Source organism: Pseudomonas sp. GW821-FHT03A09 (genome assembly GCF_059421065.1).
This window is the reverse complement of the sequence record NZ_JBWKUX010000008.1, coordinates 228,034-244,871: the sequence shown is the minus strand read 5'-3', so window position 1 is coordinate 244,871 and position 16,838 is coordinate 228,034. Positions and strand designations below refer to the sequence as shown.

General features: G+C 60.7%; 14 protein-coding genes. 5 read left to right on the top strand and 9 right to left on the bottom strand.

Annotation, left to right across the window (positions count from 1 at the left end):
• Positions 1 to 309 precede the first annotated feature (309 nt).
• On the bottom strand, positions 310 to 2,364 hold the full coding sequence (tkt, locus tag AC07V4_RS16955) for a transketolase (protein WP_492637554.1): 2,055 nt from the start codon (positions 2,362 to 2,364) through the stop codon (positions 310 to 312).
• A 175-nt stretch (positions 2,365 to 2,539) separates the two neighbouring features.
• Between tkt and AC07V4_RS16950 the strand changes: the two genes are divergently transcribed.
• Positions 2,540 to 2,764 carry an HP1242/YdcH family protein gene (locus tag AC07V4_RS16950; protein ID WP_492637553.1) on the top strand — a complete coding sequence of 75 codons (225 nt, stop codon included), beginning with the start codon at positions 2,540 to 2,542 and terminating at the stop codon, positions 2,762 to 2,764.
• 137 nt (positions 2,765 to 2,901) lie between these two features.
• Here AC07V4_RS16950 and hglS read toward each other — a convergent pair whose 3' ends face one another.
• The gene (gene hglS / locus AC07V4_RS16945; protein WP_492637552.1) at positions 2,902 to 4,278 is read right to left on the bottom strand and encodes a 2-oxoadipate dioxygenase/decarboxylase HglS; all 1,377 of its coding nucleotides are present in this window, start codon (positions 4,276 to 4,278) and stop codon (positions 2,902 to 2,904) included.
• A 286-nt stretch (positions 4,279 to 4,564) separates the two neighbouring features.
• Between hglS and AC07V4_RS16940 the strand changes: the two genes are divergently transcribed.
• Both AC07V4_RS16940 and AC07V4_RS16935 read left to right on the top strand, forming a co-directional pair.
• The gene (locus AC07V4_RS16940) at positions 4,565 to 5,974 is read left to right on the top strand and encodes an OprD family outer membrane porin (protein ID WP_492637551.1); all 1,410 of its coding nucleotides are present in this window, start codon (positions 4,565 to 4,567) and stop codon (positions 5,972 to 5,974) included.
• A 141-nt stretch (positions 5,975 to 6,115) separates the two neighbouring features.
• Entirely contained in the window at positions 6,116 to 8,743 is a 2,628-nt protein-coding gene (locus AC07V4_RS16935) for an MGH1-like glycoside hydrolase domain-containing protein (RefSeq protein WP_492637550.1), read from the top strand.
• 108 nt (positions 8,744 to 8,851) lie between these two features.
• Here AC07V4_RS16935 and AC07V4_RS16930 read toward each other — a convergent pair whose 3' ends face one another.
• Both AC07V4_RS16930 and AC07V4_RS16925 read right to left on the bottom strand, forming a co-directional pair.
• Positions 8,852 to 9,166 carry an SCP2 sterol-binding domain-containing protein gene (locus AC07V4_RS16930; RefSeq protein WP_048730219.1) on the bottom strand — a complete coding sequence of 105 codons (315 nt, stop codon included), beginning with the start codon at positions 9,164 to 9,166 and terminating at the stop codon, positions 8,852 to 8,854.
• Positions 9,167 to 9,221: 55 nt separating this feature from the next.
• The gene (locus AC07V4_RS16925) at positions 9,222 to 9,932 is read right to left on the bottom strand and encodes a histidine phosphatase family protein (RefSeq protein ID WP_492637549.1); all 711 of its coding nucleotides are present in this window, start codon (positions 9,930 to 9,932) and stop codon (positions 9,222 to 9,224) included.
• A gap of 193 nt (positions 9,933 to 10,125) precedes the next feature.
• Between AC07V4_RS16925 and sohB the strand changes: the two genes are divergently transcribed.
• Positions 10,126 to 11,151, top strand: a complete 1,026-nt coding sequence (gene sohB / locus AC07V4_RS16920; RefSeq protein ID WP_083357982.1) for a protease SohB — start codon at positions 10,126 to 10,128, stop codon at positions 11,149 to 11,151.
• Positions 11,152 to 11,271: 120 nt separating this feature from the next.
• On the opposite strand, the gene AC07V4_RS16915 is transcribed toward sohB, so the two are convergent.
• Both AC07V4_RS16915 and AC07V4_RS16910 read right to left on the bottom strand, forming a co-directional pair.
• On the bottom strand, positions 11,272 to 12,804 hold the full coding sequence (locus AC07V4_RS16915) for an MFS transporter (RefSeq protein WP_492637548.1): 1,533 nt from the start codon (positions 12,802 to 12,804) through the stop codon (positions 11,272 to 11,274).
• Entirely contained in the window at positions 12,801 to 12,980 is a 180-nt protein-coding gene (locus AC07V4_RS16910; protein ID WP_492637547.1) for a hypothetical protein, read from the bottom strand. Before AC07V4_RS16910 ends, AC07V4_RS16915 begins: the two co-directional genes overlap by 4 nt.
• A 103-nt stretch (positions 12,981 to 13,083) precedes the next feature.
• Between AC07V4_RS16910 and AC07V4_RS16905 the strand changes: the two genes are divergently transcribed.
• On the top strand, positions 13,084 to 13,980 hold the full coding sequence (locus AC07V4_RS16905; RefSeq protein ID WP_431751491.1) for a LysR family transcriptional regulator: 897 nt from the start codon (positions 13,084 to 13,086) through the stop codon (positions 13,978 to 13,980).
• Here the strand turns inward: AC07V4_RS16905 and dhaL are convergent.
• From dhaL to AC07V4_RS16890, 3 genes are all read right to left on the bottom strand, one after another.
• Entirely contained in the window at positions 13,937 to 14,584 is a 648-nt protein-coding gene (dhaL, locus tag AC07V4_RS16900; protein WP_431751490.1) for a dihydroxyacetone kinase subunit DhaL, read from the bottom strand. The genes AC07V4_RS16905 and dhaL overlap by 44 nt on opposite strands.
• A 3-nt stretch (positions 14,585 to 14,587) precedes the next feature.
• Positions 14,588 to 15,589, bottom strand: a complete 1,002-nt coding sequence (locus AC07V4_RS16895) for a dihydroxyacetone kinase subunit DhaK (protein ID WP_431751489.1) — start codon at positions 15,587 to 15,589, stop codon at positions 14,588 to 14,590.
• Between the two features lie 119 nt (positions 15,590 to 15,708).
• On the bottom strand, positions 15,709 to 16,824 hold the full coding sequence (locus AC07V4_RS16890; RefSeq protein ID WP_492637546.1) for an MDR/zinc-dependent alcohol dehydrogenase-like family protein: 1,116 nt from the start codon (positions 16,822 to 16,824) through the stop codon (positions 15,709 to 15,711).
• Positions 16,825 to 16,838 lie beyond the last annotated feature (14 nt).

The window sequence follows — 16,838 nt, the reverse complement described above, 5'->3', positions numbered from 1 at the left end:
CGTCAGGACGCGATGGCCCCCAAACACCGCCAATCTCCTGTGGGAGCTGTCGAGCTTCAGCGAGGCTGCGAAGGCGGTAGCACAGGCGACCTACTCATCGGCTGTACCGCCGCTTTCGCAGGCAAGCCAGCTTCCACATTTGATCTCTATTGCTGGCGAACACGCGTCAGGACGCGATGGCCCCCAAACACCGCCAATCTCCTGTGGGAGCTGTCGAGCTTCAGCGAGGCTGCGAAGGCGGCAGCACAGGCGACCTATTTATCGGCTGTACCGCCGCTTTCGCAGGCAAGCCAGCTCCCACATTTTTGATCAGTGTTGCGTCAGTTGGATCTGTGCTTTCGCTTGCTTCACCACATTCTCCACGGTAAATCCGAATTTCTCCTGCAACTTGGGCAGCGGGGCCGATGCGCCGAAGCTGTTCATCACCACTTTGGCGCCGGTCTGCCCGACATAGCGGTCCCAGCCTAGCGGGCCAGCCTGTTCGACCACCACTCGAGCCTTCACCGTTGGCGGCAACACACTGTCGCGATAGCGTTGATCCTGATCTTCAAACAGCTCCCAGCTGGGCATTGAAACCACCTGTGCGGCAATCCCTTCGGTTTTCAACTGCTCGTAGGCCGCCACGGCAAGGCTCACTTCGCTGCCGCTCGCAATCAGGATGATTTTCGGGTGGTCGGCAGCCGCCAACACATAAGCGCCCTTGGCCGCACCCGAGGCACTCGCATATTTCGTACGGTCCAACGTCGGCAGCGCCTGACGCGATAACACCACGCAACTGGGTCGGTGGGTTTGCGCCAACGCCACCTTCCACATCTCCAGCGTTTCATTGGCATCACCCGGCCGCAGCGTGAGCAGCCCCGGCGTGGCGCGCAGTTGGGTCAAATGTTCGATTGGCTGGTGCGTCGGCCCGTCTTCACCCACGCCGATGGAGTCATGGGTAAATACGAATACCACCGGCAACTCCATGATCGCCGCCAGACGGATCGGCGGTTTCATATAGTCGCTGAACACCAGGAACGTCGAGGTGTATGGGCGCAGGTACGACAACGCCATGCCATTGGCGATGGCGCCCATGGCATGCTCGCGGATACCGAAGTGCAGGTTGCGTCCGCTGTAGTCGTCGGCGCTGAAACGCCCGGCGCCGTCGAAGGTGAGGTTGGTCTTGGTCGAGGGCGATAAATCCGCCGAACCGCCGAGCAGCCAGGGAATGTGCTGGGCGAAGACGTTCAGCACCTCGCCGCCCGAGGCCCGGCTGGCGATGCCCTTGGCATCCGCTGCGAAGCTCGGCAGGTCGGCCTGCCACTGCTCGGGCATTGCCCCGGCGCGCATACGCTGGAGTTCATCGGCCAGGTGCGGGTCGAGGTGGGACAGGGTCTGGTTCCATTGGTCGAACAGGGGCTCGGCACGTTCGAGCAACGCATCGCGCAACGCCGTGCGGGCCTCATCCGGCACCAGGAAACTTGAGTCTTGCGGCCAGTTATAAGCGGCCTTGGTCAGACGGATTTCTTCTTCACCCAGCGGTTCGCCATGGGCGGCAGCGGTGTTGTGTTTATGAGGTGAGCCATAGCCGATCACGCTATCGACCACAATCAGGGTCGGCGCGCCGGTGTTGGCCTGGAAGCTTTCCAGCGCAGTGCTCAATGCTTGTAAATCATTGGCATCGGTGACGTGCAAGGTGTGCCAGCCATACGCCTGGAAACGCTTGATCACATCCTCACTGAACGCTAGCTCGGTGTGGCCCTCAATGCTGATGGTGTTGTTGTCATAGATCCAGCACAGGTTATCCAGTTTCAGGTGCCCGGCCAGCGATGCTGCTTCGCTGCTGATGCCTTCCATCATGTCGCCGTCCCCGCACAGGGTGTAAACGTTGTAGTCGAACAATACCTGGCCGTTGCGGTTGAAACGCTTGGCCAGCCAGCGCTCGGCCATGGCCATGCCCACGCTGTTGGCGCAACCCTGGCCGAGCGGGCCGGTGGTGGTTTCCACGCCGGTGGTCATGCGGTATTCGGGATGGCCCGGGGTCTTGGAGCCCATCTGTCGGAACTGCTTGATATCGTCCAGGCTGATCGCTGGCGCCCCGGACGGCTTGCCGTGGGCATCCACTTCCACCACGCCGGCCAGGTGCAGCAGCGAATACAGCAGCATCGACGCATGCCCGACCGACAACACGAACCGGTCCCGGTTGGGCCAGTCGGGATGCTCCGGGTGATAGCGCAGGAAACGACTCCACAACGTGTACCCCACCGGTGCCAGGCCCATCGGCGTGCCGGGGTGGCCGGAGTTGGCCTTTTGCACCGCGTCCATGGCCAGGGTGCGAATCGTGTTGATGCATTGGGTGTCGACAGCAGTGGCGGCATGATTCATGAAACCGATCTCCCTCGGGTGGCGATCTACAGTGGAGGGCTGTGTGTGACAAAGGTTTGATCCCATCGTCCGCCTTGCGACGAACGGGGTCATGTTGACTTCAAACATGACAAGACCCCGCGCAATGGGCTAGCTTCAAGAGCGTAGGCCATCGATCAACGTGCGGAGGTACGCCATGCCAGTGAAACACGACCTTTATCAGGACTTGGGGTTTAGCAAGGAAGTCGTTCACGAACGCAGGGCGAGCGATAAACGGTTGGACGTGCTGTTCACCCAATATGACGCTGCCGACGAGGAGGTGCTGAAAGCGGAGTCGGCCAGCGCCAGTGATGAGAAGGTGGAGGTATTGAAGAAGAAGCGGTTGTTGATCAAAGACGAAATTGCGCAACGGCTAGCGTAGGAACAGTCGCAATATTTGTTCAGAATTGTCTGAGGGACAGAGGGCGTTTCACTGCCTATGATGCCAACCGTCCACCCGGCTCTGGGGCCTTTTTGCGGCGCAAGGACTGCGCAGCTGAGCCGGGTGGGCACTTCATTTCAACTCAGCAGTGTTTTCAGGCATTCGTCGATGGAACGCTGCTGCGTCTCGCCATACAGCTTTAATTCATCAATTGTCTGACGGCCCAGTGCCTGTTCGAACTGCGCCTGGTTGGCATTGGCTGCGTAGTGACTTTGCGCCGCATCCCCCAGGTTCGACTGGAAAATCCCCGCCGCACTCACTGGCAAGAAATCCTCATACACCAAGGGTTCCACTGCCACATGGCCGGCCGCGATCAATGACTCCAGCCCGCGTGGTTGATCGGCGTGGCCGCGTGCCGCCAGGCCCTGTTCGGTGGCGAAGTAGCGAAAGTACGCCAGGCCCTGTTCACGCATCTGTGTGTGGTCGTCGGGGAAGGCCTGGAAGTGCCGGTCCATCAATTGCACATAGCGCGTGGCGTTGCCTTCGTTGGGGAAGGCGCCCAGCTCATCGTGTGCAGCGTTCAGCAACTGGTCGTACAGGGCGCGGCCTTTGGGCGTCAGGGCGACACCGCGTTGTTCAATTTCGCCGAAGCGTGCGCTGTGGCTGCCTTGGGCGTCGGTGAAGGCGATGGGTTCGTCGAGCGCCTTGAAACTGGTCTGGCGCAGCAGGATGGGACACTGACGGCGGGGCGGGCCCTCAATCACGGCTTTAGGGGTGATGCCTTTGCCGGGCATGGCGGCCTGCACCTGGTCGATATCCAGGGTGCGTGGTGTCAGGTGGTTGATGTGCGGGCCTTTGAATGCCACGACATCGGCGATCAGGCGATGCTGGTCGCTCAGCAGTTGGTATTGCGCAGCGGTGACGGTGGCGGTGTGGTGCCAGCGGAAGGTTTCCAGGGCCTGGCGGATGAATTCATCGGCGTCTTGGGTGTTGAGGCCGCCGTCCCGTTCTGCTTGCCCAACCAATGCCAGGGCGCCTGGGGTAAAGATCGATCGCTTGGCCAGGGCACTTTCGGCGAATGTGCGCAGGTCGAGGTTTTCGATCAGTTCCAGGCGCAGCAGTGAAGTGAACACGCGGAACGGACTGGTTTGCAGCGAACGTTCATGCACGGCGCGAAAGGCCGTGGAGTGCACCGGCACACCAGCGGGGGTGAGGTCGTAGTAGCCCACCGGCTGCATGCCCATCACTGCAAACAGACGACATATGGTGGTCAGCTCTTCGGCAGTGCCCAGGCGGATGGCGCCGTGGCGCTCCATGTCCAATCGTTCGATTTCTCCGGTGCGCCGTAACTGCTGGGCCAGGCCCGTATCACTGTTCAACACCCGGTTATTGGTCTCGGCCACCAGCCCCATCAGTGCGCCATACAGCGGAACTTCATCTCGGTACATGTCCGACATGGCCTTGGAAAAGCCTTTGCGGATCTCGTCGGGGCTGACATGCGCGGCACTGGGCATAGAAAAATTCCTGAACGCTGTGGAGAGGATGTGGCCTTTGGCTGGATTTTGTTGGGCTTGGTGCTATCCCGCAAACGAAGAATCTTCAGGACTTCATTCTGCGAATGAATGACATGACGCAAATATGACAAAAAACACCCGGTGAAAAATTTCATTTTTCCCCGACTTTCCTAACAAATTCTTCACGAGGTGCGCCCCAGTCCCCATGAAACAATCGTCACGTTTGTAGGGATGAAAGCTGTTCTGCACACCACGCACATAAAAATAGATTTAGGGGCCGTCGTTAATGAAAATTTCTACACTGGCGTTATCCGTCACCGCCGCACTGCTTGCACAGCAAGCCAGCGCTGATGATTTTGGTCTGGGGTCCCTGGGCACAGGTACCGGTCACAGCGGCTTCCTTGAAGACAGCCATGCGTCCGTCAGTTCGCGGACCATGTACTACAACGCCGATAACCGCTCGGGGACCAGCAACGACCTGCGCGAAGCCGCGACCATGCTGCGTTTCGACTACAAGTCCGGCTTCACCCAAGGCACCCTCGGCGTTGGTTTCGACGTGATGGCCTTCGGCGCGCTGCGCCTGGACGGTGGTGATGGTCACACCGCAGGCCCAGGCCTGTCGGGTAACGGCAACAGCTTCTTCCCTACCAAAAACGATGGCACCGAGCCTGCCGACTCCTTCGGTCGCGCCGCCGGCAACGTGAAGTTCCGGATTTCCCAGACCGAGTTGCACGTCGGTGGCGGCTTGGCGCCGGTGTTACCGATCCTGGTTTCCAACGACAGTCGCGTGGCGCCGCAGACCTTTGATGGCGGCATCCTCACCTCCAACGACATCCCGAACGTGAGTATCACCGCCGGTGAGTTGAACAAGGCCGAAGGCCGTGCATCGAGCAATTCCACTGGCCTGAGCGTGGCCGGCGGCACCCGTGACAGCGACAGCTTCAAGTTCGGCGGGTTTGACTACAAGCCGTTTGGTTCTTCCGACAACGCTATCGCTAAAAACCTGACGTTGCAGTACTACTACGCCAACCTGGAAAACTTCTACAAACAGAACTATTTCGGCCTGGTCCACGTGCTGCCCCTGGGCAACGACCAATCGTTCAAGACCGACCTGCGCTACTTCGACAGCAGCAGTGACGGCAAGAACGGCGAGTCGGGCTACGCGTTCAACAACAACGGTGGCTACGCCAAACACGCTGGCGAAGTGGACAACAAAACCTACAGTGCCGCGTTCACCTACCAGTTGGGTGGCAGCAGCCTGATGCTTGGTCACATTGGCGTCAGCGATGACGGTGGCTTCGTCTGGGTCAACCAGGGCAGCCTCGCCGATCCGAACCCACAGGGCGCAGGCGGCAGTGACTTCTACCTGTTCACCGACGCCGTGGTCGGCCAGTTCTCCCGTGCCGGCGAACAGGTTAACTTCGGTCAGTACTCCTATGACTTCAAGGCATTCGTGCCAGGCCTGAAAGCGTCCGTAGCCTACCTGGACGGCACCGGCATCAAGTCCAAAGTGGCCGGCGGCGCTGACCAGAAAGAAAACGAAACCGACTTCCGCCTGGACTACGTTGTGCAGGAAGGCCCGCTCAAGGGCTTCGGCACCACCTTGCGCACCGGTACTTACCACGGCCACAACACGGGCACGCCGGATCAGGACCAGACTCGTCTGATCTTCAACTATACCTACGCGATCTTCTGACAACGCGCCGGCAAGCCCAAAGCTGCAGCCCGCCTAATCAGCGGCCTGCAGCTTTTTTGTGGGTTGATGTTGGTCTTCATGTGCATCCGGGGGCGGATGGGTTCTACACTGCCCCTCACTTTGTTGGTGGTGGAGGAACCCATGACGGCACGCATTCTTGACACGATTGAAGGCCAGCGCCTGGCGACTCAAGACGCCGAACGGTGGCGCGAATGGGGCCCTTATCTCAGTGAGCGACAGTGGGGCACCGTGCGTGAAGACTACAGCGCCGACGGCGACGCCTGGGCCTACTTCCCCCATGAACATGCGCGCAGCCGCGCCTATCGCTGGGGCGAGGACGGGCTGGCGGGTTTCAGTGACAAAGCGCAACGCTGGTGCCTGGGCCTGGCACTGTGGAACGAGCATGACGCGATCATCAAAGAGCGCCTGTTTGGCCTGAACAACGCCGAGGGCAACCACGGTGAAGACGTCAAGGAACTGTATTTCTTCGTCGATGGCGTGCCGAGCCATGCCTATATGCGCATGCTCTACAAGTATCCCCACGGGGCCTTTCCCTACGCAGACTTGATCAACGAAAACGCCCGGCGCGGGTTGGGTGATGCCGAGTACGAAATACTCGACACGGGGGTGTTTGAAGATAACCGCTACTGCGATGTCAGCGTCGAATACGCCAAGCACCAACCCGACGATATTTTCATGCGTGTCACCGTACACAACCGCTCGGATCAACCGACACGCCTGCACGTGTTGCCCCAGCTCTGGGCACGTAATGACTGGAGCTGGACCTTTGACGCGCCCAGGCCACGGCTGACACTGAGCGGTGATCAGGTGTTGGCCCACCACCATGAGTTGCCCGATCGTCATCTCAGCGCCTGGGGCCAGGACGGCGTGGAATGGCTCTTCTGCGAAAACGAGACCAATTACCTCAAGCTGGATGGGCTGGCGGCCTTGGGGCCATTCAAGGATGGCATCAACGATTACGTCGTGGGCGCGGTGCAATCGGCGATTCGCCGTGACAGTGGAACCAAGGTCGCGGCGCGATTTGTCCTCGAGCTGGCGGGCCTGGAAAGCAAGGTCTTGTACCTGCGCTTTGCTCCCACGGATGCGCCTGAGGTCAACGCACGCAAGCTTTTCGAACAACGTTGCCAGGAAGCCGATGACTTCTATGCGGCCTTGCAGCAGGGCATCGCTGATGACGATGCGCGTAATGTGCAGCGCCAGGCCCTGGCCGGTTTGCTGTGGTCCAAGCAGCTCTACTATTTTGACGTGAACCAATGGCTCGACGGCGACCCGGCCCAACCCGCGCCGCCGCCCGAGCGCCTGCATATTCGCAACACCCATTGGCGACACCTGTCGAATTTCGACATCTTGTCCATGCCCGATACCTGGGAGTATCCGTGGTATGCCTCCTGGGACCAGGGCTTCCAGGCGGTGGCGATGGCGCTGATCGATCCGGGGTATGCCAAGCAACAGCTGTTGCTGCTGGTGAAAGACCGCTTCATGCATCCCAATGGGCAGTTGCCGGCCTATGAATGGCGTTTCGACGATGCCAACCCACCGGTACATGCTTGGGCCAGCTGGCGGGTGTATCAGCAGGACAAAGCGCTGACCGGCGTGGGTGACATGGATTTCCTCGAGCGGATCTTCCATAAGCTCTTGTTGAATTTTTCCTGGTGGGTCAACCGCAAGGATGCCGAGGGGCGCAATCTGTTCCAGGGCGGTTTCCTCGGCCTGGACAACATCGCTTTGTTCGACCGCTCGGCCGCGTTGCCAGCGGGTTACCAGTTGGATCAAGCCGACGGTACGGCGTGGGTGGCCGCGTACGCTCTGGACCTGATGCGCATGGGGCTGGAGTTGGCCAAGCGTAATGGGGTGTACGTGGACATTGCGGTGAAGTTCTTCGAGCATTTCCTGTACATCGCCGGTGCCATCAACCGTGTCGACGACGGTGCCGAAGGCTTGTGGGATGAGCAGGACCTGTTTTTCTACGACGTGCTGCACCGACCGGACGGTCAGAGTGAGCCGGTACGCCTGCGCTCTATCGTCGGCCTGATGCCGCTGTTTGCGGTGCTGGTGCTGGAGCAGCGTGAACACGAGGGCTTGCAAGGCTTGCGCGAACGCCTGCTGGGGTTCATGAAGCATCGGCCGGACTTGGCCAAGCTGGTCTCACGCTGGAACGAGCCGGGGCAGGGCAACCGCCTGTTGCTGGCGTTGTTGCGCGGTGAGCGTACCAAGGATCTGTTGCGGCGCATGCTTGATGAAGGCGAGTTCTTGTCGGCCTTTGGTGTGCGCTCCCTGTCCAAGTCCTTTGCCGAGAAACCCTTGGCGCTGAAGATGAATGGCAACACCCTGTGCGCCAGCTACCAACCCGGTGAATCCGATTCACGGCTGTATGGCGGCAACTCCAATTGGCGTGGGCCGTTGTGGATGCCGGTCAACTACATGCTGATTGAATCGCTGCGCGAGTTTCATCGCTACTATGCGGATAATTTTTCGGTGGAGTACCCGACGGGAAGCGGGTATCTGTCATCCCTGGATGAGGTGGCCGACAGCCTGAGCCAGCGCCTGACTCGATTGTTCTTGAGGGATGAGAATGGGTTGCGGCCATCGATGGCGGGGTATGCACAGCTGGAAGCTGACCCGGCGAGTCGTGATCTGGTGTTGTTCCATGAATACTTTCATGGGGAGACCGGGCGTGGGTTGGGGGCATCCCATCAGACGGGGTGGAGTGCGTTGGTGGCGTTGTTGCTGCAGCCGAACACAGGCTGAATGTGAAAGGGGGCTTGCCCCCGATAGCGGTGGTTCAGTCAATACAGGTATCGACTATGACATCGCCATCGGGGGCAAGCCCCCTCCCACAATAGAGTTTCACTGCACTCAGGCTGGGAACAGCTCGCTCAGCTTCATAGCCAGCATCATGTCGCCTTCGGTGCGCAGTTTGCCGCCCATGAATGCTTGCATGCCGTCGGTGGAGCCGTCGACGATGCCTTTCATGGTGTCACCGTCCATGACCAGGGTCACTTGGGCGTCTGGGTTTTCGCCTTCCAGCAGTTCGCAGGTGTTGTTTTTCACTACCAGCGAGAAGTTCTGGGTGTCGTCGATACGGAAACCGAACACCAGGTCCAGGCCGTCGGCGGCAGCTGGGTTGAATTTGGCTTTCATTGCTTCTACGGCTTTAGCTACGTCAGTCATGGTTTCGATCCTTTAGGGTGAGTCCAGTGACCTTGGGGTCACGGTTGGCCGCGGCTCATCGGAAAGTGATGAGCTGCGGCGCCTTCAACAGTTGCAAGTGGGTATGACTGTTGAAGGAAGCCAGTGCCACCTCGCGACCGCGGAATTTCAGCTGGTTGAGCGAGGTGTTAACAATTTGCCAGTTCAGTTCGAACGCCTGGGCGGCGGGCATCCGGGTAATCAGGTGGAGCAGGGCGGTGATGGTGCCGCCGGAGGTGAACACCGCGATCTTCTGCGTGTTGTCCGCCGCTTCAAGGATGCGTTGCAGGCCGCCCTGCACACGCTCCACGAAACCCAGCCAGCTTTCCAGCCCGGGTGGATCATAGGTGCCGGCCAGCCAGCGCTCGATGATCAGGGCGAAGATGCGCTGGAACTCGCTGCGGTTCTGCGCGGCATTGCGCAGGATCTCCAGGGCTTCGGATTCGGTGGTGAGCAAATCGGGGAGCAGGGCGCGGATGATCGCGTCGGCATCGAATTCGTTGAAGGCGCTGTCGATTTCCAGTGCCGGTACCGGCAGGCCCAGGGCGTGGTACTGATCGAAGGCGGCGTTGGCGGTGTGCTGCTGACGGCGCAGGTCGCCGGCGATGCAACGGTCGAACGTCAGGCCCAGGTCGGCCAGGTGGCGACCGAGCACTTGCGCTTGTTCCACACCGACGGGTGACAGGACGTCATAGTCGTCTGCACCGAAGGAGGCTTGGCCATGTCGAATCAGATAGATGCTGCCCACGTCCGTTTTCCCGGTACGTTGAAAGTCTGGCGAGGTTATGAGGATGCCTGCGAGCTGTCAATGAAAAAACATACGCTTGTTTTAAAAGCTCATTAGAGCCCGCTTGCTGGCTGTTTGATGACTGGCTCGAAGGCTGTGCCGCCGGTATGCTTGGGCGATCCGCGCCTGGCGCACTGCATCTGTAAGGGGACACATGGATTTTTTGGCTGAATATGCGAGCTTTCTAGCGAAGACCGTCACCCTGGTGGTCGCTATTCTGGTGGTACTGATCAGCTTCGCGGCCCTGCGCAGCAAAGGCCGTCGCAAATCCGCTGGCCAATTGCAGGTCAGCAAGCTCAATGATTTCTACAAGGGCCTGCGTGAGCGCCTGGAGTCGAGCCTGCTCGACAAGGACCAGCTCAAGGCGCTGCGCAAATCCGAAAGCAAAACCGAAAAGAAAAACAGCAAGAAGAAACCCGAGGCCAAGCCGCGGGTGTTCGTGCTGGATTTCGACGGCGACATCAAAGCCTCGGCCACCGAGAGCCTGCGCCATGAAATCACGGCACTGCTGAGCCTGGCCACGCCCAAGGATGAAGTGGTGCTGCGCCTGGAAAGCGGTGGCGGCATGGTGCACAGCTATGGCTTGGCCTCCTCGCAACTGGCGCGTATCCGTCAGGCGGGCGTGCCGTTGACCGTGTGCATCGACAAGGTGGCAGCCAGCGGCGGCTACATGATGGCGTGCATTGGCGAGAAGATCATCAGTGCACCGTTCGCCATCCTGGGTTCCATCGGCGTCGTGGCGCAGTTGCCCAACGTCAATCGCTTGCTGAAGAAGCACGACATCGACTTCGAAGTCCTCACCGCGGGTGAGTACAAGCGCACCTTGACGGTGTTTGGCGAAAACACTGAGAAGGGCCGCGAGAAGTTCCAGGAAGACCTGGACATCACCCATCAGTTGTTCAAGAACTTCGTCTCCCGTTACCGCCCACAGCTGGCGATCGATGAAGTGGCCACCGGAGAAGTCTGGCTGGGTGTTGCAGCCCTCGACAAACAACTGGTCGACGAGCTGCAAACCAGCGACGAATACCTGGCCACCAAGGCCAAGACCGCCGAGGTGTTCCACCTGCACTATGCCGAGCGCAAGAGCCTGCAGGAGCGTGTGGGGCTGGCGGCCAGCGGCTCGGTTGACCGCGTGTTGCTGACCTGGTGGAGCCGGTTGACCCAGCAGCGGTTCTGGTAAGCCCGATTCGAAAGATGTAGGTGACTCCCTGTGGGAGCGGGCTTGCCCGCGATATCGGTGTACCAGTCGATGCATATATTGACTGAGCGACCGCCATCGCGGGCAAGCCCGCTCCCACATTTAGTTTTGCGTCAGTACGGAGGACTGTTGCGTCAAGGGTATGGGATTACGCATCAACATCCCCACTACCAACGCCCCGAGCAATCCCAACAACCCCGCCACCCACAACACGCCGCCGAACCCACCCACAAACGCCTGTCGCGCCAGCGGTTGCACGGCCGCGCGTGCCGGCTCCGGCAACAACCCCATTGCCGCCGGCATATCCCCAGCCACCACGCGTGACGCAATACCCACCACCTGAGGTTGCCACTGCACATCAAGGCTCGCGCTGAGCAATTGCTCGCTATGGCTGCTCAACAACGCGCCATACACGCCGATAGCCAGCATGATCGCGCTGAAACGCATGGTGGTACTCATGCCCGAAGCCATCCCGGCACGATCCCGTGGCACACAGGCCATGATGTTCTTTTGCGTATCGCCATTGAGCAGTCCCGCACCGGCACCCGTGACCGCAATCGCCAGGGCGAAGGGCAGGTAGCCGCCGATGTTCACGGCCCAGGCACTCAGCAAGTTGCCGCAGCCCACCAGGATCAAGCCGGTGGCCATCATCGTCGCGGGGGCAAAGCGTCCCGCCAGTCGGGCGCCGATCCGTGGGCAGATCAACAGGGTCAAGGCAAACGGCAGCATGCCCAGCCCCGAGGCAATCGCGGAAAAGCCCAGGCCGTTTTGCAGATAGAACGGCAACAGCGTCATCATCACCTGGGCACAACCGGCGTAGGCGAACATCCCCAGCAGGGCGCCGATAAAGCGTGGGTGGCGCAACAGTTGTAAATCCACCATGGGCCGTTGTTGCACACGCTCGACAAACACGAACACGCCCAGCAACAGCGCGCCGCCGATCAGGCGAGCGTAAGTCAGCGGGTTGTCCCAGCCGATGCGGTTGGCCTCGATCAGGCCCCAGATCAGGCACAGCAAGCTTGCGCTGAACGCCAGGCTGCCCCAGGGGTCGAGGCGCGCTGACTGGGCATCGCGGGATTCTGGAATCGCGCGCAGCACCAGGCTCATCAGGGCCAGGCCCACGGGCAGGTTGAGATAGAAGATCCAGCGCCAACCCAGGTATTGGGTGATCAAGCCGCCCAAGGTCGGCGCGGCGGTCATCGCCACACCCATGCACGCGCCCCAGAACGCCCACGCCTTGGCACGCTCCACTTCATCGTGGAAGGTGTGGCCGATGGAGGCGAGCGCCGAGGTTAGTAGCAGCGCTGCGCCAACGCCTTTGACGGCACGGGCGATATCGAGAAACAACGCATTGGGTGCAACGCCACAGCCAAGGGACGCCAGGATGAAAATGCTCAACCCCCAGATCAGCGATTTCTTGCGACCGAAGCGATCGGCAATGCTGCCGGCCGGTAGCAACAAGGCTGCGAACGCCAGCATATAGGCGCTGACCACCCACTCGATATCGGCGAAATTCGCCCCCAGGTCGCGGGCAATACTCGGCAGGGTCACGGCGACGATATTGGTATCGAGCACAATCAGTGAGCACACCCCGGAGGCGGTCAACAACGTCAAGCGTGGGCTGACCGTGCTCATGGTTGCACCACGGCTACTGCCGCCAGGGCGCAGGGCCAGCCGTGTTCGCTGGCGATCTTGCGGGCCTGGGCAGCGAGGATTGCTTTGTGAGCAACGCTGGCCGGTGGCTCCGCTGCCATGACCATGGGAAGGAAAAAAAGGCTGGCGAGTTCCAGGCTCAAGGATTTGACGGACATGGGAAAGCCTCTCTACTGTTAGCGCATCGACAGCTTATCCCCAGTGCCTGCGACCCTCGTTAGGCGTGACTCGGCACTTCATTACCTTTGAGCTAATCCTGTTATGGAAATACGCCATTTCCGCTACTTTCTGGCCGTTGCCCGGCAGCGCAACTTCACCCGTGCAGCCGAGCAGTTGGGCGTCGCGCCGCCGACGCTCAGTCGACAGATCCAGGATATGGAAAACAGCCTGGGTACACGTTTGTTCGTCCGCCAACAACGACAAGTCAGCCTCACCGAAGCAGGCGCCGCCTTGCTGATCGAAGCCGAAGCCACTGTGCGCCAGTTCGAGTTCGCCCAGCGCAATGCTCAACGCGCCGGGCGTGGGGAGATCGGGCATATCGAGTTGGGCTACGTGGCTTCAGCGCTGTATTGCGGATTGCTGCAACGGCAAATGCAGGGGTTCAGCCAGGCGTTTCCCGACGTGAGTGTGAACGTGCGCGAATGTGCGATGACCACGTTGGCCAGCGCGGTCGCGGACGGGCGTTGTGATATCGGCTATATCCGCTCACCGATGACCTTGCCCGATGGGGTGGAGGCTGTGCGCCTGGACAGTGAAGGCTTTGTGCTCGCGCTGCCGCAGGACTCCTGGCTGCTCGGGTTGAAAGCCATCGGCTGTGAGCACCTGCAAAACGAGACCTTCATCCTGCCGGAGCAGATCAGCGGCACCCTGCACGTGGCGGCGCAAGGCGGCTATGCACCCCGCTTGGGGCCACAGCCGGGCGGGCTGGTCGCGGTGGTGGCGCTGGTGTCATTGGGGCAGGGCGTGGCCGTGGTGCCTGCCTCGATGGTGGGTCATGTGAGTTTGCCGGGCGTGGTGTACCGCACGATTCAGGGCTGCGAGGCGTCATCGTGGCTGTCGCTGATTCACCGGCGCTTCGAGAAAGCGCCGGCCGTGGTGCGGTATATCCAGCAGGTCAAGCCGTCAGTCGCGGCTGCACCGAATCCGCCAATCGCGTAAGAATCAGGCAGCACGATACTGCCCCGGCATCCAGTACGCCGAGGGAGCGCTCGCCCAGGCGGCTGGCGCGGCCGATTTTCGCCACCAAGTCCTTGGTCGAGTCGCGCCCCTGTGATGCGGCGGTTTTCATCGCCTCCAGTGCATCATGGAAGGAAGCGCCGCCGGCATGCGCACCTTCAAAGGCCTCGACCGCCGGGATCAGGGTGTCCATCAAGCACTTGTCGCCTACGCCCGCCTCGGTGATGTCCTGCAACGAGGTCAAGCCTCCGCGCAGCAAGTGGGCGAAGGTGGCGGCGTCAATGTCCTCGCTGTTGCGCACTTCATCGGCCATGCCGATAAACAGGCTGCCATACAGCGGTCCCATGGAACCGCCAATGCCTTCCATCAGGCTCAGGGTCAGTTCATCCAGGGCTTCGGCCAGGGTCAGTTGACGGCCTTCGAGGGTGCGCCCGCAGTGAGCGAACCCCTTGGCCATGTTGATGCCGTGGTCGCCATCTCCGATGGCGCCGTCGACTTCGCTCAAGTATTCACGGTTGGCCACAATCACGCTGACCAGGTCGGCAACAATGGCGCTGCCGTCGTGGGTGGAAAAATGTTGGCTCATGGTTCACTCCGCCTGGGTCATGCCGATGGAACGGCAGGGGTGGTCGATCAGGGTTTTCAGCTCCGCGTCCAGGCCGAGCAGGGTCAGGGTCACGCCCATCATTTCCAGCGAGGTGAAGTAGTTGCCGACGTAGCAACGGTGAATCTTCAAACCCTTGGCGGTGAGTTGGCGTTCCACTTCGGCGTAGAACACATACAACTCCATCACGGGCGTAGCGCCCAGGCCCGAGACCAGTACCACCACACTGTCATCCTGGTTGAAATCGCGGTCGGCAAGGATGGGGGCGAGCATGCGCTCGGCCATGGCGGCGGCAGGTTCGATGGCGATCACTTCGATGCCCGGCTCGCCGTGGTGGCCGATGCCCAGTTCCATCTGGCCGTCGGGGATCTGGAAGTTCGGTTTGCCCACCGCCGCAATGGTGCAGGGCGTGAGGCCAATGCCGATCGAACGGCAATGGTCGACGGTTTTCTGGGCGACGCGAATCACCCCATCGAGGTCGTAGTGTTGGGCGGCAGCGGCACCGCCGATTTTCCACATGAAGATTTCCCCGGCCACGCCGCGCCGCTTGGCGATATCGGCCTTGGGTGCGGAGGCCACATCATCGTTGGCGACCACGGTGCGGATGCGCATGTCCTTGCTGGCGGCCATTTTCATCGCCAGCTTTACGTTCATGTTGTCGCCGGCATAGTTGCCGTATAGGCAGGCCACGCCCGCGCCATGGTCGGCGGCGCGGAAAGCATCGAAAAAACTCTTGGCGGTGGGCGAGGAGAATATCTCGCCGACGGCCACCGCATCCACCAGGCCCGGGCCGACGTAGCCGAGAAAGGCCGGCTCATGCCCCGAGCCGCCACCGGTGACAATGCCCACGCGGCCCTGGCCGGAGGGTTTGGCTTTGGTGATGACCCTTGGGTTGGTTTCGTACTGGCGCAACTCGGGGTGCGCGACCAGGATGCCGCGCAGCATGTCCTCGACCACTTGGTCCGGATCGTTGATGACTCGATTCATAACGCGGGTTCCTGTGTTTTTGTTCTTGAGAGCAACACATTTCAAGTGTGGGAGCTGGCTTGCCTGCGATGGCGGTGTGTCAGTGGGTGCATGCGCGGGCAAGCCCGGCTCCCACAGGGTCAGGGTTGGAGCACAACCTTGAGCGACTTGTCCCCACGCTCCATCACCGCAAACGCTTCCTTGAAGTCCGCCAGCGCAAACTTGTGGGTCACCACATCACGCATGTCGATCTTGCGGTTGCCGATAAAGTCGATGGCGCGCGGGTACATGTAAGGCCCCAGGTGTGAGCCGAGTATGTCCAGTTCCTTGCGGTCGCCGATGATCGACCAATCGACCGTGGCCTCATCATTGAATACGCTGAATTCGACGAAGCGCCCCAGCTTGCGCAGCATCGCCAGGCCCTGATTGACGGCCTTGTGGTGCCCGGTGGCCTCGATGTAAATGTCACAGCCGTAGCCGTCGGTGATCTCGCGAATCTTTGCCAGCACGTCGACCTCGGCCGGGTTCCACACTTCGTCGGCACCCATGCGCAGGGCGAGGGCGGCGCGCTCGGGCTTCATGTCCAGCACGATGAGCTTTTTCGGGTTGCGCAGGCGCACGGCACCGATGATGCCCAGGCCCAGCGTACCGGCGCCGGCCACCACCACAACGTCGTCGTGATCGACATTGGCGCGCTCGGCGGCATGCAGCGAGCAGGCCAGCGGTTCGATCAGGATCGCTTCATCGGGCGCGATGGACTCCGGTACTTTGTGGATGATGCCTTCCTTGGTGAAGATCATGTACTGGGCCATGGCACCCTGGACATTGTTCTGGAAACCGTAGAGGTCATGCTTCTGGCACATCCAGTACTGGCCGTGATTGCAGAAGCGGCAGCCCCAGCATGGCACGATCTGTTCAGAGATCACCCGGTCGCCGATTGTCACGCCACGTTTTTCTGCACCTGGGCCTAGGGCCACCACCCGGCAGACAAACTCATGCCCGGGAATCATCGGCGGCTTGACGTAGCGCGGTTGCTCGGCATCCCCCCAGAACGACGGCGCGCCGCGATAGGTCTTGATGTCACCCATGCAAATGCCACACAGCTCAACCTTGGTGAGGATCTCGTCGGGGCCGGGCGTAGGCACGTCGACGGTTTCCAGGCGATAGTCTTCCGGGCCATGGCAGACCACGGCCTGCATGGTTTTCGGGATGACGGGTGACAGTTGTTCGAGGGTGCGTTCGGTAACCGTGGACATGACAAAACCTCACG